21 protein-coding genes are annotated in these 22,110 nt (G+C 68.1%); 10 read left to right on the top strand and 11 right to left on the bottom strand.

Going from position 1 to position 22,110, the window contains the following annotated elements; translation table 11 throughout:
* The first annotated feature begins 127 nt into the window (after positions 1-127).
* The 3 genes from QFZ42_RS21975 to QFZ42_RS21965 are packed head-to-tail and all read left to right on the top strand — an operon-like array spanning position 128 to position 3,699.
* Positions 128-1,786: an AMP-binding protein gene (locus QFZ42_RS21975; protein WP_307703002.1), complete on the top strand. Its 1,659-nt coding sequence runs from the start codon at positions 128-130 to the stop codon at positions 1,784-1,786.
* Positions 1,783-3,006: an acyl-CoA dehydrogenase family protein gene (locus QFZ42_RS21970; RefSeq protein WP_307703001.1), complete on the top strand. Its 1,224-nt coding sequence runs from the start codon at positions 1,783-1,785 to the stop codon at positions 3,004-3,006. Before QFZ42_RS21975 ends, QFZ42_RS21970 begins: the two co-directional genes overlap by 4 nt.
* A gap of 27 nt (positions 3,007-3,033) precedes the next feature.
* Complete coding sequence (locus QFZ42_RS21965; RefSeq protein ID WP_307703000.1) at positions 3,034-3,699, top strand: Crp/Fnr family transcriptional regulator; 666 nt, start codon at positions 3,034-3,036, stop codon at positions 3,697-3,699.
* A gap of 36 nt (positions 3,700-3,735) precedes the next feature.
* On the opposite strand, the gene QFZ42_RS21960 is transcribed toward QFZ42_RS21965, so the two are convergent.
* Positions 3,736-4,653, bottom strand: a complete 918-nt coding sequence (locus QFZ42_RS21960) for an AraC family transcriptional regulator (protein WP_307702999.1) — start codon at positions 4,651-4,653, stop codon at positions 3,736-3,738.
* Between the two features lie 182 nt (positions 4,654-4,835).
* Here QFZ42_RS21960 and paoA point away from each other — a divergent pair, with 182 nt between their 5' ends.
* From paoA to QFZ42_RS21935, 5 genes are all read left to right on the top strand, one after another.
* A complete protein-coding gene (gene paoA, locus QFZ42_RS21955; protein ID WP_307702998.1) occupies positions 4,836-5,486 on the top strand; it encodes an aldehyde dehydrogenase iron-sulfur subunit PaoA in 651 nt (216 codons plus the stop codon).
* On the top strand, positions 5,483-6,433 hold the full coding sequence (locus tag QFZ42_RS21950) for an FAD binding domain-containing protein (protein ID WP_307702997.1): 951 nt from the start codon (positions 5,483-5,485) through the stop codon (positions 6,431-6,433). The genes paoA and QFZ42_RS21950 overlap by 4 nt, the downstream gene beginning before the upstream one ends.
* 2 nt (positions 6,434-6,435) lie before the next feature.
* Positions 6,436-8,646: an aldehyde oxidoreductase molybdenum-binding subunit PaoC gene (paoC, locus tag QFZ42_RS21945; RefSeq protein WP_307702996.1), complete on the top strand. Its 2,211-nt coding sequence runs from the start codon at positions 6,436-6,438 to the stop codon at positions 8,644-8,646.
* Positions 8,647-8,924: 278 nt separating this feature from the next.
* The gene (locus QFZ42_RS21940; RefSeq protein ID WP_307704287.1) at positions 8,925-9,587 is read left to right on the top strand and encodes a dienelactone hydrolase family protein; all 663 of its coding nucleotides are present in this window, start codon (positions 8,925-8,927) and stop codon (positions 9,585-9,587) included.
* On the top strand, positions 9,584-9,967 hold the full coding sequence (locus tag QFZ42_RS21935) for a DUF427 domain-containing protein (RefSeq protein ID WP_307702995.1): 384 nt from the start codon (positions 9,584-9,586) through the stop codon (positions 9,965-9,967). Before QFZ42_RS21940 ends, QFZ42_RS21935 begins: the two co-directional genes overlap by 4 nt.
* Positions 9,968-9,983: 16 nt before the next feature.
* Here QFZ42_RS21935 and QFZ42_RS21930 read toward each other — a convergent pair whose 3' ends face one another.
* Both QFZ42_RS21930 and QFZ42_RS21925 read right to left on the bottom strand, forming a co-directional pair.
* Positions 9,984-10,253, bottom strand: a complete 270-nt coding sequence (locus QFZ42_RS21930; RefSeq protein ID WP_307702994.1) for a hypothetical protein — start codon at positions 10,251-10,253, stop codon at positions 9,984-9,986.
* Between the two features lie 234 nt (positions 10,254-10,487).
* Positions 10,488-11,216 carry a class I SAM-dependent methyltransferase gene (locus QFZ42_RS21925; protein ID WP_307702993.1) on the bottom strand — a complete coding sequence of 243 codons (729 nt, stop codon included), beginning with the start codon at positions 11,214-11,216 and terminating at the stop codon, positions 10,488-10,490.
* A 504-nt stretch (positions 11,217-11,720) separates the two neighbouring features.
* On the opposite strand from QFZ42_RS21925, the gene QFZ42_RS21920 reads away from it, so the two are divergent.
* Positions 11,721-12,875 (top strand): mechanosensitive ion channel family protein, encoded by a 1,155-nt coding sequence (locus QFZ42_RS21920; RefSeq protein ID WP_307702992.1) that lies wholly within the window; start codon positions 11,721-11,723, stop codon positions 12,873-12,875.
* On the opposite strand, the gene QFZ42_RS21915 is transcribed toward QFZ42_RS21920, so the two are convergent.
* Positions 12,872-14,389: a hypothetical protein gene (locus QFZ42_RS21915; protein ID WP_307702991.1), complete on the bottom strand. Its 1,518-nt coding sequence runs from the start codon at positions 14,387-14,389 to the stop codon at positions 12,872-12,874. The genes QFZ42_RS21920 and QFZ42_RS21915 overlap by 4 nt on opposite strands.
* A 22-nt stretch (positions 14,390-14,411) precedes the next feature.
* Between QFZ42_RS21915 and QFZ42_RS21910 the strand changes: the two genes are divergently transcribed.
* A complete protein-coding gene (locus QFZ42_RS21910; protein ID WP_307702990.1) occupies positions 14,412-14,801 on the top strand; it encodes a TraR/DksA family transcriptional regulator in 390 nt (129 codons plus the stop codon).
* 55 nt (positions 14,802-14,856) lie between these two features.
* Here QFZ42_RS21910 and QFZ42_RS21905 read toward each other — a convergent pair whose 3' ends face one another.
* From QFZ42_RS21905 to QFZ42_RS21875, 7 genes are read right to left on the bottom strand one after another with little or no spacing between them, the layout of a single operon-like run.
* Positions 14,857-15,225, bottom strand: coding sequence for a hypothetical protein (locus QFZ42_RS21905; protein WP_307702989.1), 369 nt, complete (start codon positions 15,223-15,225; stop codon positions 14,857-14,859).
* Between the two features lie 14 nt (positions 15,226-15,239).
* On the bottom strand, positions 15,240-15,839 hold the full coding sequence (locus QFZ42_RS21900) for a cytochrome c oxidase subunit 3 (RefSeq protein WP_307702988.1): 600 nt from the start codon (positions 15,837-15,839) through the stop codon (positions 15,240-15,242).
* Positions 15,836-17,812, bottom strand: a complete 1,977-nt coding sequence (gene ctaD, locus QFZ42_RS21895) for a cytochrome c oxidase subunit I (protein WP_307702987.1) — start codon at positions 17,810-17,812, stop codon at positions 15,836-15,838. The genes QFZ42_RS21900 and ctaD overlap by 4 nt, the downstream gene beginning before the upstream one ends.
* 2 nt (positions 17,813-17,814) lie before the next feature.
* The gene (gene coxB / locus QFZ42_RS21890) at positions 17,815-18,780 is read right to left on the bottom strand and encodes a cytochrome c oxidase subunit II (RefSeq protein WP_307702986.1); all 966 of its coding nucleotides are present in this window, start codon (positions 18,778-18,780) and stop codon (positions 17,815-17,817) included.
* Complete coding sequence (locus tag QFZ42_RS21885) at positions 18,780-19,349, bottom strand: c-type cytochrome (RefSeq protein WP_307702985.1); 570 nt, start codon at positions 19,347-19,349, stop codon at positions 18,780-18,782. Before QFZ42_RS21885 ends, coxB begins: the two co-directional genes overlap by 1 nt.
* Positions 19,346-20,209 carry a substrate-binding domain-containing protein gene (locus QFZ42_RS21880; protein WP_307702984.1) on the bottom strand — a complete coding sequence of 288 codons (864 nt, stop codon included), beginning with the start codon at positions 20,207-20,209 and terminating at the stop codon, positions 19,346-19,348. Before QFZ42_RS21880 ends, QFZ42_RS21885 begins: the two co-directional genes overlap by 4 nt.
* The gene (locus QFZ42_RS21875) at positions 20,187-22,001 is read right to left on the bottom strand and encodes a methanol/ethanol family PQQ-dependent dehydrogenase (RefSeq protein ID WP_307702983.1); all 1,815 of its coding nucleotides are present in this window, start codon (positions 21,999-22,001) and stop codon (positions 20,187-20,189) included. Before QFZ42_RS21875 ends, QFZ42_RS21880 begins: the two co-directional genes overlap by 23 nt.
* Between the last annotated feature and the right edge of the window lie 109 nt (positions 22,002-22,110).

Genomic DNA, 22,110 nt, shown 5'->3' with positions numbered 1-22,110 from the left:
AGTCCGCCCATGAGGGCGAACTTTGTCATTGCAACGACAGACAAGCGCCTCGCATGGTGGGACATTGGCGAAACAACCAATGAAGGCATGTCCCTCGAGCGAGGGCCGCCTCTCCAGGAGACTTTCGATGTCCAGCTCGATGTTCGCCCAAGGCCTGGGCAGCGGTGCGGCAAATCACGCGCCGTTGACGCCAATCGCCTTTCTCAACCGAACGGCCGAGGTATTTCCCGATCGATTGGCGATCGTGCACGGCGAGTTCCGGCAAACCTGGTCCGAGACGCGCGCGCGCTGCTTCAAGCTCGCCAGCGCGCTCGTCCGGCGCGGCGTGCAGCCGCTGGACGTGGTTGCGGTTCTGGCGCCCAACACACCCGCGATGCTGGAAGCGCACCTTGGCATTCCTTTGGCAGGCGCCGTGATCAACGCGATCAATGTCCGACTGGACGCCGATGCCGTGGCCTTCATCCTGCGGCACGGCGAAGCCAAGGTCCTGCTGGTCGATCGCGAGTTCGCGCCGCTGGCTGCCATCGCCCTCGAACAGCTTGCGGACAAGCCGTTGGTGGTCGATATCTGCGATGCATTGGCTCCCGCAGCGCCGGCCATCGGGCCACTCGACTACGAAGCCCTGCTGGCCGAAGGCGCCGAAGATTTCGAGGGGCATTGGCCCGACGACGAACAATCGCCCATCGCGTTGAACTACACCTCCGGTACGACGGGAGACCCCAAAGGCGTGGTCGCCAGCCACCGCGGAACCTTCATGATGAGCGTTCTGCAGATGACGAGCTGGCCGCTGCCCCGCCATCCCGTCTACCTCTGGGTGCTTCCGATGTTCCACGCGAACGGGTGGTGCTTCACCTGGGCCATCACGGCTGCTGCAGGCACCCATGTCTGTCTGCGCAGGGTCGGGCCCGCGCCGATCGCGGAAGCTCTCGAACGGCATGGCGTGGATCACTTCTGCGCCGCACCGGTGGTCTTGGGCGCGCTGGCGGCAGGGGGCGTGCGTGCACCGCAGGGACGGACAGTTCGGGTTCTCACCGCGGGTTCGCCGCCGCCGGCCGCGGTGCTGCAGGCGGTCACCGAACTCGGCTTTGCGGTGGATCACGTTTACGGCATCACCGAGGCACTCGGCACGCCGGTGAGCTGTTTGCCGCAGATCGGCTGGGCGGAACTCGATGCGAACGCCCGCGCGCGCGTGCAGGCTCGCCAGGGTGCTCGTGCGGCGCTGCTCGAGGGGCTGCAAGTGGCGGACCCTGAAACCTGCGTGCCCGTGCCTCGCGACGGCCGTACGCCGGGCGAGCTGATGCTGCGAGGCAACGCCATCATGAAGGGCTACCTCAAGAACTCCGAAGCGACGGCGCGCGCCTTCGAAGGGGGATGGTTTCGCACCGGGGACGTCGCCGTCATGCACCCGGACGGCTACGTGCAGATCGTCGACCGCTCCAAGGACGTGATCATCTCGGGTGGAGAGAACATCTCTTCGGTCGAAGTGGAGGATCTGCTGCACGGCCATCCCGCGGTGTTGCATGCGGCAGTGGTTGCAATGCCTGACGAGCGGTGGGGCGAAGTGCCGTGCGCGTTCATCGAACTGCGCGCGGGTGCGCACGCCACCGAAGAAGAGATCGTCGCCTTCGCCCGGCAGCGCATGGCGCACTTCAAGTGCCCGCGCAAAGTGGTGTTCACGGAGTTGCCGAAAACCGGCACCGGCAAGATCCAGAAGTTCAAGCTCCGGGAACTGGCGGGTAGCCAGGCTGCCATCACGCGTCTCGCGCAAGTGGGAGCGGCGGATTGACGGCCGCAGCCGACGCCGATTCCCGATGGGCGCTGCTGCGCGTGCCGCTTCCGCCCGCGGCGCAGGCGATCCGCCAGGAAGCCCATGGCTTTGCGAACCGCGAAATCGCGCCGCGCGCCGACGAGATCGAAAGCACCGGAACCCTCCCCGCCGACCTCTGGCCCAAGCTGGGCGACGCGGGGCTGCTCGGCGTCACGGTGCCATCCCGCTTCGGCGGCGCCGGGCTCGGCTACCTGGAACATCTCGTCGTGATGGAAGAGATCAGCCGAGCCTCTGCCGCAGTGGGCCTGTCGTACCTGGTGCACTCGCATGCCTGCACCAACCAGATCGCGCTCTACGGTTCCGACGAACAGAAGGCCCGGCTGTTGCCAGCGCTGGTGAACGGCTCCCGCATCGGTGGCCTGGCCATCACTGAACCCGAGGCCGGGTCCGACGCCATCGGCGGCATGGCGACGATGGCGACACGCCGTGGCAACGGCTTCACACTGAGCGGCCGCAAGGCATGGATCGCCAATGCGCCATGCGCTGACGTGCTCGTGGTGTACGCGCGCACCGGCGGCGGCGCGCAGGGCAAGGGCCTCACCGCTTTCGCACTGGAGTTCCCACGGCAGGGCGCGAGCCTGGGCCGTGCGCACGGCACCATGGGCTTGCGCGGCTGCCCCGTCGGCGATGTGGTCTTCGACGACTGCCACGCGTCGGCGGAGGACGTGATCGGCGAGGTGGATGGCGGTGTCGCAGTCATGATGGACGGCCTGGAGCGCGAGCGCTTCGTGGCGAGCGGCGGCGCCTTGGGGTTGCTGCAGCGTTGCATGGATGCGGCCCTGGCGCACAGCCTCGAGCGGCGGCAGTTCGGGCAGCCCATTGCCGACTTCCAGCTGGTCCAGTCCAAGCTGGCCGACATGGTGGCGAGAACCAACGCGACGCGCAGTTATGCCTACACGGCCGGCGCCGCGGGTGACTTCGCCAGAGGGGGCGCTTGTGACGGCACCGCGCTTCTGATGTTTGCCGCCGAGCAGGCGGCCGCGGCCGCGGGCGACGTGCTGCAGCTCATGGGCGCCGCCGGATTCGCCGATTCGAGCATCGCGGCGCGCCTCTATCGCGACAGCCGTTTCTTTACCGTGGGATTCGGAACTTCAGAAATCCGCAGGGTCGTCATCGGGAGATCATTGGCGCAACGCGCGCGCCAGCGTAGCGAAAGCCGCGACCCTGTCGTGCGATGAACCTTGCGGCATTGCTATGCTCTCCCGATGGACCCGTTTCTGAAAGCGTCCGGCTGGTTCGCCCAACTGCCTGAACAAGAGCAGGCCGACGTGTCGGCGCGCGTCCAGTGGCGCCAGGTGGCCGAGGGCGACTACCTCTTTCGGGAAGGGGCTCCCGCCGAATACTGGTGGGGCGTGGCCGAAGGGCTGTTGAAGATGTGCAGCACCGAGCCCGATGGGCAGGCGATCACCTTCACCGGCCTTTCGAAAGGCGCCTGGTTTTCCGAAGGGTCCGTTTTGCGCGGCGAGCCGGTCCGCTACGACGTCGTGGCATTGCGCGACAGCAAGCTGGCGGGGGTTCCTGCCGCAACCTTCTTCGGCCTCTACCACCACAACGTCGGTTTCACCCACTACCTGATCGCCCAGCTGAACGACCGGTTGCAGCAGTTCGTGACCAGCTATGCCATGCAGCGTGCGCTCCCCGTCGACAGCCGCGTGGCGAGGTCCATTGCCGGCTTGTTTCACCGCAAGCTCTATCCGGGCACGGAGACCTTTCTGAGAATTTCGCAGGAAGAGGTGGCCGCATTGGCCGGCGTGTCCCGCCAGCGCTGCAGCCAGGCACTGGGACGGCTGCGCGATGCCGGACTGCTGCGGACCGAGTACCAGGGCATCACCATCGTGGACCTGGACGGCCTGCGGCGGTTCGAAGGCTGATGGAAGAACAAGCCCGGCGAGTTCGGGCCGCCTCGTTCAGGCCGCTTCGCGCATCCGCTTGATATCGCGCAGCGGCGGCGCACCGAACAGCCGGGCGTATTCGCGGCTGAACTGCGAAGCGCTTTCGTAGCCCACGCGCACCCCGGCGGTGCCGGCATCGATGCCCTCGTTCAGCATCAGCTGCCGCGCCTCCTGCAGGCGCAACTGCTTCAGGTACTGCATGGGGCTCATGCCCGCCACGGTACGAAAGTGATGCCGGAACGTCGACGGGCTCATGTTCGCGGAGGCCGCCAGTGCGTCCGCGATCACCGGCTGCGTGAAGTTCAGCTTGATCCAGTTGATGCTCCTCGCAATCTGTTGGCCCGCCGAACCGTTCGCCACCAGCCGCCGCAGTTGAGGCCCGTGCGGCCCGGCAAGCAGGCGAACGATGATTTCCTGTTCGATCAAGGGAGCGATCCGGGGAATGAGCTCGGGTTCGCTCAGCAGTTCGACCAGCCGCGTCACGGCGCCGAGCAGCAGCGGGTCGAGTTGGCCCAGCGACATCGCACGGTAGCTGTTGTCCTTGCCCGGATGGGACAGCGCCATCTCGGCGGCCGTGGTCACGATGGTGCGCGCGTCCAGCCTCAGCATGATTCCGAGATAGGGCTCGGTGCCGGTGGCACGGGTGACGTGCGCGGCCACCGGCAAGTCGACCGTGGTCAACAGCGACTGCCCGGGCGCGTAGTCGAAGACCTCCTCGCCGAGCGAGACGCGCTTGCGGCCCTGCGCCACGATGGCCAGGCCCAGCCCGTAGATGCAGTGCATCGGCGCGGTCGCGCTTTCGCGGCGGTGCAGCGAGAGCGCGGGAACCGCCGTCATGTGATCGCCATCGCTTTGGGCGAAGCGTTCGATCGCCCGGGCCAACTCGGGCAACGCAGCGGGTTCGGTCAGTGAAGTGGAGCGGGGCACATCCATGGGAAGGGCTTCTCGAAATGCAACAGAAAGTCTAGCTCGCACCCGGCACGCCGTTGACGTCTTTCGATGCAGGTTCGTCGTTTCAGGCAAGAACGGGCGCACATCCGGCAAACGCCCCGGCGGGTCTTCGGAAGACACTGGTGTCGGGCATCACGCCTGAACCCACGATGACAGGAGTTGACATGGACAGTCCCGCAACCCCCTTGATCTCCCGGCGTGGCGCGCTCATCGCCGGCGCCACGGCCGCGGCGGCGGCTTCGTCGGCAGCCGTGCCCGCGCCGGCAGCCGCAGCGCCTGCCGCGGCTTCGGGCGCCACAGTGCCGCCCACGAAGCTCTCGCTGAACGTCAACGGGCAGGCCCGCACCTTGGCGCTCGACACGCGCACCACCCTGCTCGATGCGCTGCGCGAGCACCTGCATCTCACCGGTACGAAAAAAGGTTGCGATCACGGGCAGTGCGGCGCCTGCACGGTGATCGTCGACGGCCGCCGCATCAACTCGTGCCTGACGCTCGCCGTGATGCACGAGGGCGCGCAGGTCACGACCATCGAAGGGCTGGGCACGCCCCAGCGCATGCATCCGCTGCAGGCCGCGTTCGTCAAGCACGACGGCTACCAGTGCGGCTACTGCACGCCCGGCCAGATCTGCTCGGCCGTCGGCGTTCTCGATGAAATCAACCGCGGCGTTCCGAGCCACGTGAGTTCGGACCTCACCGCGCGGCCTGTCTTTTCGGCCGACGAGCTGCGCGAGCGCATGAGCGGCAACATCTGCCGCTGCGGCGCCTACTCCAACATCGTCGATGCCATCACGGAAGTGGCGGGAGGCAAAGCATGAAGCCGTTTACCTACGAGCGGGCGCAATCTCCGGCGCAGGCCGCGGCAGCCGTGGCCCGCAACCCGGGCGCGAAGTTCATCGCCGGCGGCACCAACCTGCTCGACCTGATGAAACTGCAGATCGAAGCGCCGGCGCACCTGGTGGACGTGAACGGCCTCGCGCTCGACAAGATCGAGCCGACGCCCGAAGGCGGACTGCGCATCGGCGCCATGGTGCGCAACACCGACCTGGCCGCCGACGAGCGTGTGCGGCGCGACTACGGCGTGCTGTCCCGCGCGCTGCTGGCGGGTGCCTCCGGGCAGTTGCGCAACAAGGCGACGACCGCGGGCAACCTGCTGCAGCGCACCCGCTGCCCTTACTTCTACGACACGGACCAGCCGTGCAACAAGCGCCAGCCCGGCAGCGGATGCAGCGCGATCGGCGGCGTGAGCCGGCAACTCGCGGTCATCGGTTCGAGCAAGGCCTGCATCGCCACGCATCCGAGCGACATGGCGGTGGCGATGCGCGTGCTCGATGCGGGGGTCGAAACCGTGCGGCCCGACGGCCGCACGCGCGTCATTCCGATCGCCGACTTTCATCGCCTGCCGGGCGACACGCCGCACATCGAAACGGCACTGGAGCGCAACGAACTGATCACCGCCGTCACGCTTCCCCGGCCCGCCGGCGGCACCCAGATCTACCGCAAGGTGCGCGACCGGGCTTCCTATGCCTTTGCGCTCGTTTCCGTCGCGGCCATCGTGCAGCGCGACGGCTCCGGCCGGGTGGCCCTGGGCGGCGTGGCGCACAAGCCATGGCGCATCGAGGCCGCCGAAGCCGCGATGCCGCAGGGCGCCAGGGCGGTGATGACACAGCTGCTGGCCGGCGCGCAGCCGACCCATGACAACGCGTTCAAATTGCCCCTGGCCGAGCGCACGCTCGCCGCGGCCATCGTGCAAGCGAGGACCTGATCATGAAGTTCGACACCCCCGCCACCACCAATCCCATCGACCAGCTGAAGGTCATCGGCAAGCCAACCGATCGGATCGACGGACCGATGAAGACCACCGGCACCGCGCGCTATGCCTACGAGCGCCATGAAGATGCGCCCGACGCCGCCTACGGCTACGTGGTCGGCGCCGGCATTGCCAAGGGACGCATCGCCTCGATGGACCTGCGCGCGGCGCGTGCGGCGCCCGGCGTGCTCGCCGTCGTCACGGCCCGCAATGCAGGCAAGCTCGGCAAGGGCGACTTCAATACGGCCAAGCTCCTAGGTGGGCCCGAGATCGACCACTACCACCAGGCGGTGGCGGTGGTCGTGGCCCACACCTTCGAGGAGGCGCGGGCCGCGGCGCAGCTGATGCGCATCGAGTACACACGTGCGCCGGGCCGATTCGACCTTGCCGCTGAAAAGGATGCGGCGCAAATGCCCAAGCCCAATCCGTTTTCCGGCGAGCCGCAAACCAAGACCGGCGATTTCCCGGGTGCGTTCGCGGCCGCCCCCGTGCAGCTCGATGCGACCTACACGACCCCGGACGAGTCGCACGCGATGATGGAACCGCACGCCTCGACCGCGGCCTGGAAGGGCGACAAGCTCACCGTCTGGACGTCGAACCAGATGATCGACTGGGGCGTCGGCGACGTGGCCAAGACGCTCGGCATTCCCAAGGCCAACGTGCGCCTGGTCTCGCCCTTCATCGGCGGCGGTTTCGGCGGCAAGCTGTTCGTGCGCGCGGATGCGGTGCTTGCCGCGCTCGGCGCCCGGGCAGCGAAACGGCCGGTGAAGGTGGCCTTGCAGCGGCCCTTGATGATGAACAACACCACGCACCGGCCCGCGACCATCCAGCGCATCCGCATCGGCGCCGCGCGCGACGGCAAGATTTCCGCTATCGCGCACGAGGGCTGGTCCGGCGACCTGCCCGGCGGGCAGGCCGAGACGGCCGTCAACCAGACCCGGCTGCTGTACGCCGGTGCCAACCGCCTCACGACCACGCGGCTCGCGGTGCTGGACTTGCCCGAGGGCAACGCCATGCGCGCGCCCGGCGAAGCGCCGGGCTTGATGGCGCTGGAAATCGCCATGGACGAAATGGCGGAAAAGCTGGGGCTCGACCCGGTCGAGTTTCGCGTGCTCAACGACACGCAGGTCGACCCCGAGAAGCCGGAGCGCCCGTTCTCCCAGCGCCGCTTCATCGAATGCCTGCGCACGGGCGCGGAGCGCTTCGAATGGAGCCGGCGCAACGCGCGGCCAGCGCAACTGCGCGACGGCCGCTGGCTCGTGGGGATGGGGGTCGCGGGGGCATTCCGCAACAACCTGCTGACCAAGTCGGCCGCGCGCGTGCGCCTGGACAGCCAGGGCGTGGTCACGGTCGAAACCGACATGACCGACATCGGAACCGGCTCGTACACGATCATTGCGCAGACCGCGGCCGAGACCATGGGCGTGCCGTTGCAGAAGGTGGCCGTGCGCCTCGGCGACTCGGCCTACCCCGTGTCCGCCGGCTCCGGCGGGCAGTGGGGCGGCAACAACTCGACCTCGGGCGTCTACGCGGCCTGCATGAAGCTGCGCGAGGCCGTGGCGAGCAAGCTGGGCTTTGCCGCGGCCGACGCGGAGTTCTCGGACGGCATGGTGCGCGCCGGCGAGCGCGTGGTGCCGCTCGCCGAGGCGGCCGGCGCGGACGGCCTCGTGGCCGAGGACGGCATCGAATACGGCGACCTCGACAAGAAGTACCAGCAGTCCACCTTCGGCGCGCACTTCGTGGAGGTCGGCGTCGATGCCGCCACCGGCGAGATCCGCGTGCGGCGCATGCTTGCCGTGTGTGCCGCCGGCCGCATCCTGAACCCCAAGTCCGCCCGCAGCCAGGTGATCGGCGCCATGACGATGGGCGTCGGAGCGGCGCTGATGGAAGAGTTGGCGCTCGACAAGCGGCACGGCTTCTTCGTCAACCACGACCTCGCAGGCTACGAGGTGCCGGTGCATGCCGACATTCCGCACCAGGACGTGATCTTCCTCGACGAGACGGACCCGATCTCGTCGCCCATGAAGGCCAAGGGCGTGGGAGAACTCGGCATGTGCGGCGTCGCGGCCGCGGTGGCCAACGCCGTCTACAACGCGACCGGCGTTCGCGTGCGGAACTATCCGATCACGCTCGACAAGCTGCTGGATCGCCTGCCGCCTGTGGCTTGAACGACGCGGCAACCGACAAAGGACCGGCGACCTGCCGAGGCTCGCCAGGTCTTTTTCAAGATGCAACGGTTCGCTTCGCCTACGCCCATGTGAGCATCACCCTACAGAAAGCGCACGGCGAAAAAATAGAGTGGCTCATGCGCGAGGCGAAGAGAAACGCGAATGCCTCGCAAGGAAACCCGAAATGACTTTCGGGCCATTCCGCATGCCGGCGCCCGCCGAGGCGCCTGGAACGAACCATCCTTCGGGAGAGTCGCTTGGACTCCGCATTGACATCCATCGAACGGCGGACGCTTCGGGTCCGTGTTCGAACCGCCGCGCTCGAAGCCGATCTGAGCGTGCCCGGTGCGGCGCGCGGCATCGTGCTGTTTGCGCATGGGAGCGGAAGCAGCCGCTTCAGCCCGCGCAACCGCCAGGTCGCCGAACGCCTCAACGAGGCGAAACTCGCGACGATGCTCGTCGACCTCCTGACCTCCGACGAAGAGGCCATCGACGACCGCACGCGCGAGTTGCGCTTCGACATCGCGCTGCTGGCCGACCGGCTCGTCGGCCTGACCGACTGGCTGCGCGTGCACGAGCAGACCGCGGGCCTCAGGGTCGGCTATTTCGGCGCCAGCACTGGCGCCGGTGCCGCGCTGGTGGCGGCGGCGCAGCGGCCCGATTCGGTGGACGCCGTGGTGTCCCGCGGCGGCCGGCCGGACTTGGCCGGGCCCGCATTGGAGCGCGTGCGCGCGCCGACACTGTTGATCGTCGGCGGCAACGACGGACCCGTGATCGACATGAACTGGCAGGCACTCGCCGCGCTGCGTGGCGAGAAGCGGCTGTCGATCGTGCCCGGCGCCACGCACCTGTTCGAGGAGCCGGACGCGCTCGGCGCCGTTTCCTCCTTGGCGCGCGACTGGTTCAAGAGCCATCTCAACCAACCCAGGAGTGCGAAATGAGAAAATCGCCGGGACACCGGAAATGGCCCGACCACCAGGTGCGGGAAGAGCGGCTTCAACAGCCGATGGAGGTTGAAGTCGAAGGCGTCATCCTCGCCAGTTCGAAAAGCGTCATCAAGGTCGTCGAAGACAAGTCCCCGGTGCGCTACTACTTTCCGCGCGCCGACGTCAGCATGGAGAAGCTGGCGCGCTCGCCGACGACTTCCGAATGCCCGTTCAAGGGGCACGCGAGCTACTACCACCTGAACCTCGGTGAGCGGCAACTCGAGGACGCCGTCTGGACGTATGAAGACCCGTACGACGAACACGCGGCACTGAAAGATCGCATGGCGTTCTACGACGACAAGTTTCCGGAGATACACGTTCGCCCGAAGAACTGAGCACTGACGGTGCGATTCAATGCTCCTTCGCGGCTTGGAAGTAGGGCTGCGACGACTCCATGAACTCATGATGCAGCCGCGCCAGGTCGCGCGCCGTGTCCTGCGCCTCGGCGCGCGCGGCGGTGTCGCCGCTGCGCATGCGCCGCACCGCGGCTTCGAACATCACGGTCGCTTCCTTCCACGCTGCAAAGCTGGACGTGAAGCGCTCGAAATCCAGGTCCTTCGGCGCCTCGCCGGCATGGGCGTGATGTTCCGTGTGCGGTGTATGAATCTGTTTGCGGGTCATGGGGTGCGGCTCCTTGCGTGGCAGTGAGTGTCTTGTCTCTGAGGGTCTTGTCTCGATCGGACCCAAGCTAGTTCGGCGGGCACGCGGCGCTTGTGCGCGCAGGAGAGATCGCAAGGAGAGACAGCGCCGACACGCACAAGCTGCGCCCGCGCCCGCGCTCGGCCGGCGCACGTACGGCAAGTTTTGCCGCACGACTCACCATGGCGATGCAGCAGGATGAGCGAGCCCAGCGGACTACCGGTCACTGCCAGCAGCCGTGGTGTTGCTGGACGCCTGGCTGCGGTTGCGCAGCATCACGAGCTTCGAAAGGCCGAACAGATTGACCGGTTCGGCGCTGAGCACCTGCCAGTCGTGGGAGAGTATCTGCTCGTCGTAGCGGAAGTCGGAGCGAAACCCCACGTGCTCGGCGGCGGAGCGAACGGCGCGCTCCAGCAGCCACCAGAGCTTGCTGCCGCTGAAATGGTTGAGTACCACGATGGTCCCGTCCGGTTTGCACACCCGGCGGATTTCACGCACCAGTTCGGCCGGCCGAGGCGTGACGGACAGCACATAGGGCACGGTCACGCAGTCGAAGGTGGCGTCGGGAAAACGCATGCGCTCGGCGTTCATGTGCTCGATCGCGATGTCGTGCTGCGGCAGCCGGGCCGCGCGTTCCCGCGCGCGTTCGAGCATGTCGTGCGACAGGTCGATGCCCACGATCCTGCAATCGGCCGGGTAGCCGGCCAGCGCGAGGCCGGTGCCGACGCCGACCTCGAGCAGCGATGCCGGCTGCAGCGTGCGAACGGCCTTTGCCATGCGCCTGCGGCCGGGTTCCAGGACCTGGCCGAACAGCGTGTCGTACAGCGGTGCGAGCCGGTCGTAGGTGCGGGCGACGCCTGCCTCCGACACCGGTGCTTCCGATTGCGAGCGGTCAGCGGCGCGCGTCGCGCCATGGTCACGGGGTCGGGCTCTGCTTTGCGTCATCTTTTCTCAGTTCAAGGTCGGGCGGGAGGCCGCCAGGTTGTGCATCCGAGGCAGAGGCCGGGCAAGCCGGGTGCCCGGCGCGCGCACGCACCGAGGGGCGCAGGTACGAGGCGGGCATGCGGGTTGCCTGAGACCACTGCACGAGAGTCCGATGGGGCTCCAGGGGTTTTTCGATGACCCAGAATATCAACAAGCCCACGCCATCGTCTCCATCTCCCTCGTCGCGCCAGGGCCGCCCCTGGCGACGAGGCGGCGCCTGGCACGCCGCAAACCGCAGAGGGCATCTGCCCGCGATGCGGCGGTTCGGGCCGAGTCGGCAGCGGCCGCTGCCCGGATTGCGATGGCAGCGGCACCGTGACCGTGAATGTCGGCGACGCCTAAAGCGCCGCTGCCCACGCATCGCTCGCGAAACACACAGCTACTTGCACACAGCCACATGCTTTTTCAAGGAACCCACATGACGCTCTCCCACCTCGCGTTCAGTGCGAAGAAGGCCTCCGGCGGATGAACGGGAAGCTCGGCACGCTTGCCGACGCCACGCTGCTCGGGCTTCCGGTGCCCGACCTTGCGCTGGCCGTTGCCGCGGCGCTCGCGGCCTACCTTGCGATGCGGCTGGTGCTGCACTATGCAATCGGCCGCATGCGCAAGATTGCGCAGCACACGGCCAATCATGTCGACGACATGGTGGTCGATGTGTTCGGCAGTACCAACCGCGTGTTCCTGCTGCTCGCCGCGCTGCTTGTGGGCGTGGGCATGCTCGACCTCTCCGAACGCTGGAACCAGCGCGTCGGGCAGCTGTGGTTCATTGCGCTCGCACTGCAAACGGGCCTGTGGTTCACCAAGGCCGTCAGCCTCGGGCTGCGCCGCTACGAGGTGCGCCACACCTCGGCTGGCATGACGCAGGTCGGTGCGTCGGCCGTGCTCCTGTCGTGGTCGCTGCGCACGGTGCTGTGGGCGGTGGTGCTGTTGGCGGTGTTGTCGAACCTGGGCGTGAACATCACCGCGTTCGTGGCCAGCCTCGGCGTGGGCGGCATCGCCATTGCCCTGGCGGTGCAGAACATCCTGGGCGACCTGTTCGCGTCGCTTTCGATCGCGGTCGACAAGCCCTTCGAGGTGGGCGACGCCATCGGCATCGGCGACCTGTCGGGTACGGTGCAGCACATCGGCCTCAAGACGACGCGCTTGCGCAGCTTGAGCGGCGAGCAGATCGTCATCAGCAACACCGACCTGCTCAAGCAGGTGGTGAAGAACTATCGCCGCATGGGCGATCGCCGCATCGCTTTCAAGTTCGGCATGAGCTACCGCAGCGACCCCGAAAAGCTCGAGGCCATTCCCGGCATCGTGAAACGGCTGATCGAGTCGCGGCCGTCGCTGCGCCTGGACCGTGTGCACTTTCAGGCCTTCGGTGAAAGCTCGCTCGACTTCGAGGTCGTCTATTTCGTGACGAATCCGGACTACGGTCTCTACATGGACGAGCAGCAACGCCTCAATCTGCAGATGATGCGCGAGTTCGACGCGCTGGGCGTCGAGTTCGCCCTTCCGGCGCGCAACGTTTATGTGATGCCGGAGGCCGGCAATTCCGCCGAGGCGGGGGAGCGTGACGCTCGGGGCGCTCGGGACGAGGAAGCTCCTCGCACGCAGCGCGCCGCCAAACACTAGCCGCCGTCGGCGGTGCCGCCGGTGATCGCGAGGCATTGCGCCACGGACGCCAGCACATCGTCCGGATGCAGCATTGCCGCGCGCGCCGTCCGAGCGGTTTCATGCTGGTAGAGCGCGGCCCGAAGCCGCGGTGCTGTCGCAAGGGCTTCCCACACGGGGGCCAGCAATGCGTGCGACGGCGCTTCGCCGCGTGCGAGCCGGTGCGCGAAGGCGAGGCTTGCGGGCTCGGCGAGAAGCACGGCCTTGCTCGCGGCACTCACTGGCTGCGGCAGCGATTCGGGCGGTGCCGGGCAGCAATAGATCACGTGCGGCGGCAACGCGTGGCCGTCCGGGCGGAGCCTCTGCAGCGACGCTCCGGGAACGCGTGTTTCGCCGTCGGCCGATGCAAAGGCGTAGGTCTCTTCCGCGCGCGCCTGTGCCAGTCGCCGCAGGCCGCGCAGCAGGCGCGGGAAGTCGGATGTGACGGCTGCGGGAGATGCCTTGATCTCCGCAAGCAGAACGAGTTCGGCCGCACCGTGTGCGTCGCTACGCACGATCGCGGCGTCCCATTCCTCTTTGGCCTTGCTCGCGTCTCCGGGAAAACCACCCGGCGTTCGGAGGCTGCGCACGACGCGGTAGCTGGCGCTGCCTTCCGCGCGCTGGTTCAACGCATCCGCGATCTTGCGAAACGCCTGCACGCCGGCTTGCTCTGCCATGTCACCCTGTCGTGCCGATGCACGCCCCTGGGCGGCCGCGGCGTCGCTTCCCGCGGCCGGACCGTGCTGTTCGCAAAGCGCCTGGTAGCGTTGCACGGCTTCGAGGCGCAGCAGCTGGTTGCCGCGTACCAGCCGTTCCAGCGCGGGGTTGGAAAGAATGGCCTCGAGTGCCAGATGCAGATTTTCCTGTTGGAAGGGTTTCTGTCCGAGCAACCGATCGATGGAGCGCGCAAGGTCTTCCCATGCGCCCGCCGCCGCCAACTCGTGCAGCCGGGCCAGTGCCTCGCGCACCTCACCGGGCGCCATCGTCCGCAATTTGCCCGGATGGGCGATGGCGTTCGTCGCGGCCGCGATCGCACGCAGATCGGCCTTGCGCTGCCTCGACAGGTGCACATGCTCGTGAACCACTGGATCCTGCGCTTGCATCACCATCGCCTGGAACCTCGGGTCGCCGCCTGCGGGTGCAAGCGCCTCGTGAATCAGCCGCGCCAGCGCCTGGGTGAAAAGTGCCTGCACAGGCGCCGGCGGCGGCAAGCGCCGTTCCTCCTTCGCGATGCGTACAGCCTCGATCGCAAAGGCGAGCGCCGTGTCCGCGCTGCTCGCCGCGGCCGCGTCGGCATCGGCCGGCAAGGGCGGCATCCGGTATCTGCGCGGCGCGGCGCGCAAGGCGGCCAGAAGAAGGGCGTCGAGATGCTGCAAGTCAGTTCGGGGTCGAAGTTGCTGCAAAAGGGGTTGGGCCAAGCATCGCATGTTCGATTGAGGCCAGCCGAAGCGCATGCGGATCGGCCCTGCGCGCCGGAATGGCGCCGCGGCGGGCATGCCGCTTGCCAGTCACTCCGGCATGATGAAGAACACGGAAAAGTGGCACCGCAAGCTCGACGAGCGAGCGGCCGAACTCGAGTCTGAATTGAGGACCGCCAAGGCCGACGAGGCCGAGGCTCCGACCCGAACCCCGCACGTGCAAGTGCCGGACACGGTGGACGTTGCCGAGGAGCGGCTCCGCGAAGCGGTGCGCCACGCGGAGATGGACCGCGATGTCGCCGAACTGCGGGACATCGATGCCGCCCGCGAGCGCCTGCGCACCGGTGAATTCGGTCTCTGCGTGGATTGCGGCGTGCGGATCCCGAACGAAAGGCTCGACGCCATGCCCGCCTCCGCGCGGTGCGTCGAATGCCAGCAGCGCTACGAGCAAACGCACCCGATCGAGATCCGCCTGCCGCCGACACTTTGAGATCGAAGGCAGTGCCGGCAACCTGGCGGCCGGCGCAACGGCCGTTGATCGCGGTTCATTGCAGGCAGGGCGACAGCACCCAGGCCGCGAACCACTGCGATGCCACCACGAGCGTGAAGAGCGCGCCCACCCCGGTCGCGGCCGCCGCGAGAAAGCGCTGGCGCACGGCGGCCGCTGCGGCATCGCTGTCCAGGCTTTCGCCGCTGTGCAGTCCGGTGCGGAGGCGACGCCACTCGTGGGCTGCGAGCAGCGTGGGCGCCAGGCAGCCCAGCAGCGCCACGAGGCTCAACGCGTGCAGCAGCAGCGAGCTCTGCAGCGTGCATGCGCCCGGGACGGCGGCATAGGCCAGCGTCTGGTACAGCAGCGCGAAGGCGGGAACCACCAGCAGCGCAAGCCATGTTTTCGATGCCTTGAAGTTCGTCATGGCCCGTTCTCTTCTCATTGAAGGCGCGGCACGCCATAGATGACCGCATAGATCGGCAGCCACGAGAACACGACGAAATACCAGTAGAGCGCGTTCTCGCTCACGTCGACGAAGCGCTGGCCTTCCATCGGACCGGTGAAGAGAAGCACGCCGAGCACCGCCGTGTCGTAGGTGTCGGTGAGCAGGTGAACCGTGTGCAGGCCGAGCAGCGTCCAGACGATGGAGCCGTAGGCGTTGCTGTCCCAGCGGGTGTGAAGCGATGCGAACTCGAAGCAGCGCAGCACGAGAAAAATCAAGGCGAACGCGAGTCCGACCAGCAGCCAGCGGCGTGTCCGCACCAGGTCGCAGGCTTCGGCCGCCCACTTGGCTTTCTGGTTCGGCCAGATGCTGAGCAGAAGAACCAGCGTGTTCGCCGTGCCCCACAGCAGATCCGGCGGGGGCGCCCCGATCGGCCAGGCGTCGGACTGGCTGCGCAAATACAGGTAGGTGCCGATGGCCAGTGCGAACAGGGTGCCTTCGATGGCGATCAGCCCGAAGGTGCCCCACCACATGAGGCTGCGGTGGCTGAAGGCATAGCTCGGCAGGCCCGAGACGTCGAGTGCGCGGCGGGTCATGGCTTGCGCTCCAGGCTCAGGTGTACGGACGTTTCCGCGCGGTCGGGCCAGAACCAGGCCGTGAGGGCGATCGCGATCGGAATGCTGCCCCACACCACGGCCCAGGGTGTGAAGATCGATCCGATGAAGAGCACCGTGACCGCGAGCGCGCTGACCAGCGGCCAGATGGTGGGATCGGGGAAGTTCACGCGCAGATCGGGCCGTGCGTCGAGCACCGTGGTCGCGAGCAGTTCGCGCGTATCGGCCGCCAGACCGCTCACGTGCGTGAAGGCCGGCTGCTCGTCCTCGGCCCGAGCGCGCGGCGCTTCCCAGAGCGGGTCGCGGCCATGCACCACCGGAATCGCGTGGAAGTTGCAGGGCGGCGGCGGCGACTCGGTGGCCCATTCGAGCGTGCCGGCGCCCCAGGGGTCGGCGCCCGCGGGCGCGCCCCGGCGCAGGCTGCGCACCGCGTTCACGACGAAGAGCAACGCCGACACCGCAATGATCAACGAGCCGATGGTCGAGACCAGGTTCAGCGTGTCCCAGCCCAGCCCCGCCTGGTAGGTGTAGACCCGGCGCGGCATGCCCTTCAGGCCGAGCAGGTGCATCGGGAAGAAGGCCACGTTGAAGCCGATGAAGAAGAGCCAGAAGTTCCAGCGCCCGAGGCGCTCGCTCATGAGCCGCCCCGTGACTTTGGGATACCAGTAGTAGAACGCGCCGAACAGCGGAAACACCGCGCCGCCGATGAGCACGTAGTGCAGGTGCGCCACGACGAAATAGCTGTCGTGCACCTGCAGATCGAGCGGCACCGAGGCCAGCATGATGCCGGTCATGCCGCCCAGCACGAGGATGAAGAAGAAGCCGAGCACGAAGAGCAGCGGCGTCTTGAAGTCGAGCTTGCCGCTCCACAGCGTGGCAAGCCAGCAGAAGATCTGCACCGCCGAGGGAATGGCGATCAGCATGCTCGCGGCGGTGAAGAAGCTCTTGCCGAGTTCCGGCAGGTTGACCGCGAACATGTGATGCACCCACAGCCCGAAAGCCAGGAAGGCGGTGGCGATCAGCGACAGCACCATGGCCGTGTAGCCGTAGATCGGCCGCCGCGCAAACGTCGGAATGATGGCCGAGAGAAAGCCCAGCCCGGGCAGGAAGATCAGGTACACCTCGGGGTGGCCGAAGAACCAGAACAGGTGCTGCCACAGCACCACGTCGCCGCCTTCGGCCGGGTTGTAGAAGTGGGTGCCGACCAGCCGGTCCATGATGAGCGTGGTGCTCGCCAGCATCACCGAGGGCATGGCGAACAGCACCATGAAGGCCGTGACCAGCATGGCCCACACGAACAGCGGAATGCGGTTGAGCGTCATGCCCGGCGCGCGCAGCTTGAACACCGTGGTGATCACCACGATCGCCTCGAGCATTGCCGACAGCTCGGTGAAGGTGATCATCTGGGCCCAGAAGTCGGCGCGCTTGCCCGGCGAATAGTCGGGCCCCGCCAGCGGCACGTACGAAAACCAGCCCACGTCGGGACCGGCATCCAGCGCGAAGACCACGTAGAGCATCACGCCGCCGAACAGGAAGATCCAATAGGCGAAGGCGTTCAGGCGCGGAAAGGCGATGCTGCGCGTGCCGAGCATCAGCGGAAGAAGGTACACGGCCACGGCCTGCATCACGGGCACGGCGAAGAGAAACATCATCGTCGAGCCGTGCATCGTGAACAGCTGGTTGTAGAGGTCCGGCCCCACGAGCTTCGAACCGGGACGCGCGAGTTGCAGCCGCATGAGCAGCGCGAGAGCGCCGCCGGCCACGAAGAAGCAGAAGGTCGTGATGACGAAGCGGCGCGCAATCGTCTTATGGTTGACGGCCGCGAGCCAGCCGAGGAGGCCCGGCGGATCGCTCCAGGTGGCATCCAGCGCGGCGGCTTCGGGCGAGCCCGGTCCGGGGCCGTCCTTCAGGCGCGAGGCGGGAGCGTGGCCGGGCGGGTTCATGGCGTGTTGCATCGTCAGCGCAGCGTCTGCAGATAGCCGACCAGCGCGTCCATCTCTTCGGGCGGGAGCTGGGTGGCGGGCATGTAGGTGCCGGGCTTGATCTGCTGGGGGTCGGCAATCCAGCGCTTCAGCTCTTCCGGCGTGTTGGCCAGTGCGCCCGCGGCCAGCGTGCCGCGGCTCGCGACGTGCGTGAGGTTCGGGCCGCGCATGGCCTGGGCGGTGGTGCCGTCGATGGCGTGGCACATCGCGCAACTCGACCGCATGAAGATCTCGCGGCCGCGCAGCGGTTGGTCGCCTGCGGGTTCGGCGGCCGTGCGGCGTTGCGCCGCGGCCCATGCGGCGTAGCGCTCGGGCGGATCGGCCACCACGAAGAAGGCCATCAGCGCGTGCTGCGAACCGCAGAACTCCGCGCACTGGCCGCGGTACACGCCGTCGCGGTCGGCGCGGAAATTCATCGTGGTGGTGCGGCCCGGAAGCAGGTCCTTCTTGCCCGCGAGGCTCGGCACCCAGAAGCTGTGGATCACGTCGTCGGCCTTGAGGGTGACGATCACCGGCCGGCCGGTCGGCACATGGATTTCGTTCGCGGTGACGAAGCTGTCGGCCACTTGCGGCTCGACGTAGCGCACTTCCCACCACCATTGATGGGCCGTGACTTCGAGCCGCAACGCGCCTTCGGTGGAAAGCCTGGCGAGCGCCCGGTCGGTGAAGATGCTCGCCGCGATGAGCGCGAGCAACAGCAGCGTGGAGGCCGCGACGGCGGCGATCACGCTGCGCCGCTTGCCGGGCTCGGGCCGGCCCAGCGCCGACAGGTCCGGCGGGCTCACGCTACCGGCGCGCGGCGCGCGCAGAAGCGCAATGAGCAACGCCGCCAGCACGGCCGCGAAGACCACCGTGCACACGGCCAGCGTGAGCAGCCACAGTTCGCGCACATGGCCGGCCTGCGGGCCGAAGGGGGCGAGCACGTCGTGCAGCGCGTCCATCATTTGGCTCCCGGCTTGGGCGGCTCACGGTCGCGCGCCGCTTCGGGTTCGCTGGCCTGCAGGCTGTCGGCGCGGCCGGGGGCGACGTCCTTGCGCAGCTGGCCGCTCATCGAGCGCACGTAGGCGGTGATCTGCCAGACCTGGTCTTCGCTCAGGTGCCCGCCGAACGAAGGCATGCCGTTCGGCCGCCCCTGCATGATGGTGTTGAAGATCTGCGCCGGCTCGCTGCCGTAGCGCCACTGGTCGTCGATGAGCGCCGGCCCCATGCCGCCGCCGCCCTGCGCGTGGCAGCCGCCGCAGTTGTACCAGCGGTACAGGCGCTTGCCCTGCGCCACGTTGTAGGCGTTGCCTTCATAGCCTTCGCCGTTGCCCGCCGGCAGGCGCACCGGATCGCTGCGCGCCTCGGCCGGTTGCAGCGTGCTGGTTCTCGGTGTTTCCGGGCGCGCGCTCGACCGGTTGTCGGGCGGGCTCTCGAAGCGGCGCATTTCGCGCTCGCAGGCGCACAGCGCCAGTGCCGCCGCGAGCGCGAGCAGCGCGGTGCCTGCAAGGCGCGGTGCGCTTGCCGTCATGGCCGCTCCGGGCCCGCAGGGGGCAGGCGAGGCACCGCATACGCGTCGAGAATGCCGCCGATGTCGGCCTCGCGCCGCACAAGAAAGTCGTCCAGGCGCGCCTTCATCGCACGATCGCCTTTGCGCACGCCCATCGCGATCGAGAAGCTGAAGGGCAGGTCCGGGTCGGCCGGCGCCGCGGCCGGCGTGAGCCGAAGCGCCGGCGTGGTGCGCGCCGCGAAGTAGCCCGCCTGCGGTCCCCAGACCACCGCGGCGTCGAGCTGGCCATGCGCCACCGCGTCCACCATGCGTTGCGCGGGCGGTCCTTCGCCGAACACGGTGAAGCCGACCACGTGGCGCACCGCATCGTGCCGCGCCAGCACATGGCCGGGCGGCGTGGCGGCCAGGTCGTTGCCGATCAGCTGCACGCCGATGCGCAGCGCGGGCAGGCGGACGTCGTCGAAGGAGCGCAGCGCGCCGGCGTTCTCCGCCTTCGCCGCGGGCTGGACGAAGACATAGCTCGAGCGGTAGTAGGGGTTCGTGGTCAGCACGCGTTCGTCCCCCGCGGGCACGCCGATGATCACGTCGCAGGCATTGGCACCGAGGGTCTTGCGCACGAAGCCGCGCCGGTCGGGCAGCCATTCGTACTGCAGCGGCAGACGCAGGTCGTCGGCCAAGAGGCGCGCGATGCGGTTCTCGAAACCGCTCTGGTCCTCGCGCGAGTAGGGCAGGTTGTCGGGCTCGGCGCACACGCGCAGCGCGGCCGGCTGCGCCGCGGCGGCCTGCTCCTGTGCGCCGGCCCGCGGCAGCGCGCCGAGCAGCGCAAGCAAGGCAACGGCCGCTGCGCAAGCGAGCTTCTCAGTCGGGCAACTTGAAGACATACAGCTTGCCGCCTTTGCGCGTGGCCGCGGACAGGTCTTTCATGGCATTGGCGAAGCCCAGCGCGGCGGTGCCGTCGCGCGCGTCGAGATCGCCCGCGACCACCGCGCCGGCCCAGCCGCCCACGCCCGACAGCACCGCCACGTACTGCTTGCCGTCGGGGCCGCGGTAGGACACCGGCTGGCCGATGATTCCGGACTCGGTCTTGTACTGCCACAGCAGCGCGCCGCTTCGCGCGTCGAGCGCCTTGAACCAGCCTTCCATCGTGCCGTAGAAGACGACGTCGCCCGCCGTCGCGAGCGCGCCGCTCCAGACCGGAAAGTTTTCTTCCTTCGACCAGGCCGCCTTGCCTGCGACCGGGTCCCATGCGGTGAACCGGCCGCGCTGGCCGCCCGGCCCCGAGTACATGCGCGTCTCGGCACCCACATAGGGCGTGCCCGCGATGTAGCTCACCTGGGAGGGCTGGCTGTCCTGGCACAGGTTCTGGTGCGGGATGTAGACCAGCCGCGTGCGCGGCGACCACGCCGAGGGCTGCCAGTCCTTGGCGCCGGGCGAGGCGGGGCAGATCTCGCGGACGGTCCTGCCGACCTTCGGCTCCTTGGACGGGTCGTAGCGCAGGCGCCCGGTCTTCAGGTCCACGCCCGAGGAGGTCGTCACCTTGACGAACGGCGGCGCCGACAGCACCTCGCCGTTCGTGCGGTCCATCAGGTAGACATGGCCGTTGCGGTCGGGATGGACCAGCACCTTGCGCGCCTTGCCGGCCACCTCGGCGTCGATCAGGATGTTCTCGTTCACGCCGTCGTAGTCGTGCAGGTCGTGCGGGCTGAACTGATAGAACCAGACCGCCTCGCCGGTGTCGGGCCGGCGCGCGAAGAGCCCGGCGGTCCAGCGGTTGTCGCCGGGCCGCTGCTCGGGGTTCCAAGGCCCGGGGTTGGCCGTGCCGTAGTAGATGAGGTCGAGCTCGGAGTCGTACGAAATCCAGCCCCACACGTTGCCGCCGCCGATCTTCCAGGCCTCGGGCGGCCAGGAGCTCACGCCCAGGTCCTTGCCGCGGTCCTGCGCATAGAAGGGCTTGAACTGCGCACCGATCAGCACGTCGCTGTCCGGCCCCGTGCTCCACGCGCGCCACACGGTCTTGCCGGTGGCCGCGTCGAGCGCCGCGAGCCAGCCGCGCACGCCGAACTCGCCGCCGCTGTTGCCCACGAGCACCTTGCCCTTGACCACCAGCGGCGCCATCGTCATGGTTTCGCCGATGCGGATGTCACCGAGCTTCACGCGCCACAGTTCGGCGCCGGTTGCCGCATCGACGGCGAGAGTCTGGTTGTCGAGCGTGTTGAAGAACACGCGTCCATCGGCATACGCGGCACCGCGGCTGACCAGGTCGCAGCATGCAACGCCTTGCGAGCCGGCATCGGGCCGGGGCTCGAACTTCCACTTGAGCGGCGCGCCGGGTTTCGTGAGGTCGAGCGCGAAGAGCACGTTTGGGTAGGGGCCGACGATGTACATCGTGCCGCCCACCACCAGCGGCGCCGCCTCGTGGCCGCGCACCACACCGGTCGAGAAGATGAAGGCCGGCTGGAGCCTGGCGACGTTGGCGCTCGTGATCTGGGTGAGCGGGCTGAAGCGCGTGCTTGCGTAGTCGCGGGCCGCCATGGTCCACTCGCCTTCGCCGGATGGCGGAGCGTCCGCCGGAGCGGCGGGTTGCGCCAGCGCGAGCGCGCACTGCAAGACGCTGCCCATCAACAGGCCGGCCCATCCCGCGCTTCGCTTCTGTGTGTGGTTGTGGCTTGGCATCGACTGTCGGTCCGACATGGGGGCATCAGCAACATAGCAAGGCAACGCCCGCCGCCTGTAGGGCGGCAGGCCGACAGGCTATCGGCAGCTACTGATGAGCGGCCACGCT

Source organism: Variovorax paradoxus (assembly GCF_030815855.1).
Taxonomy (GTDB): domain Bacteria; phylum Pseudomonadota; class Gammaproteobacteria; order Burkholderiales; family Burkholderiaceae_C; genus Variovorax; species Variovorax paradoxus_M.
This window is presented reverse-complemented; position numbering and strand designations above follow the sequence as displayed.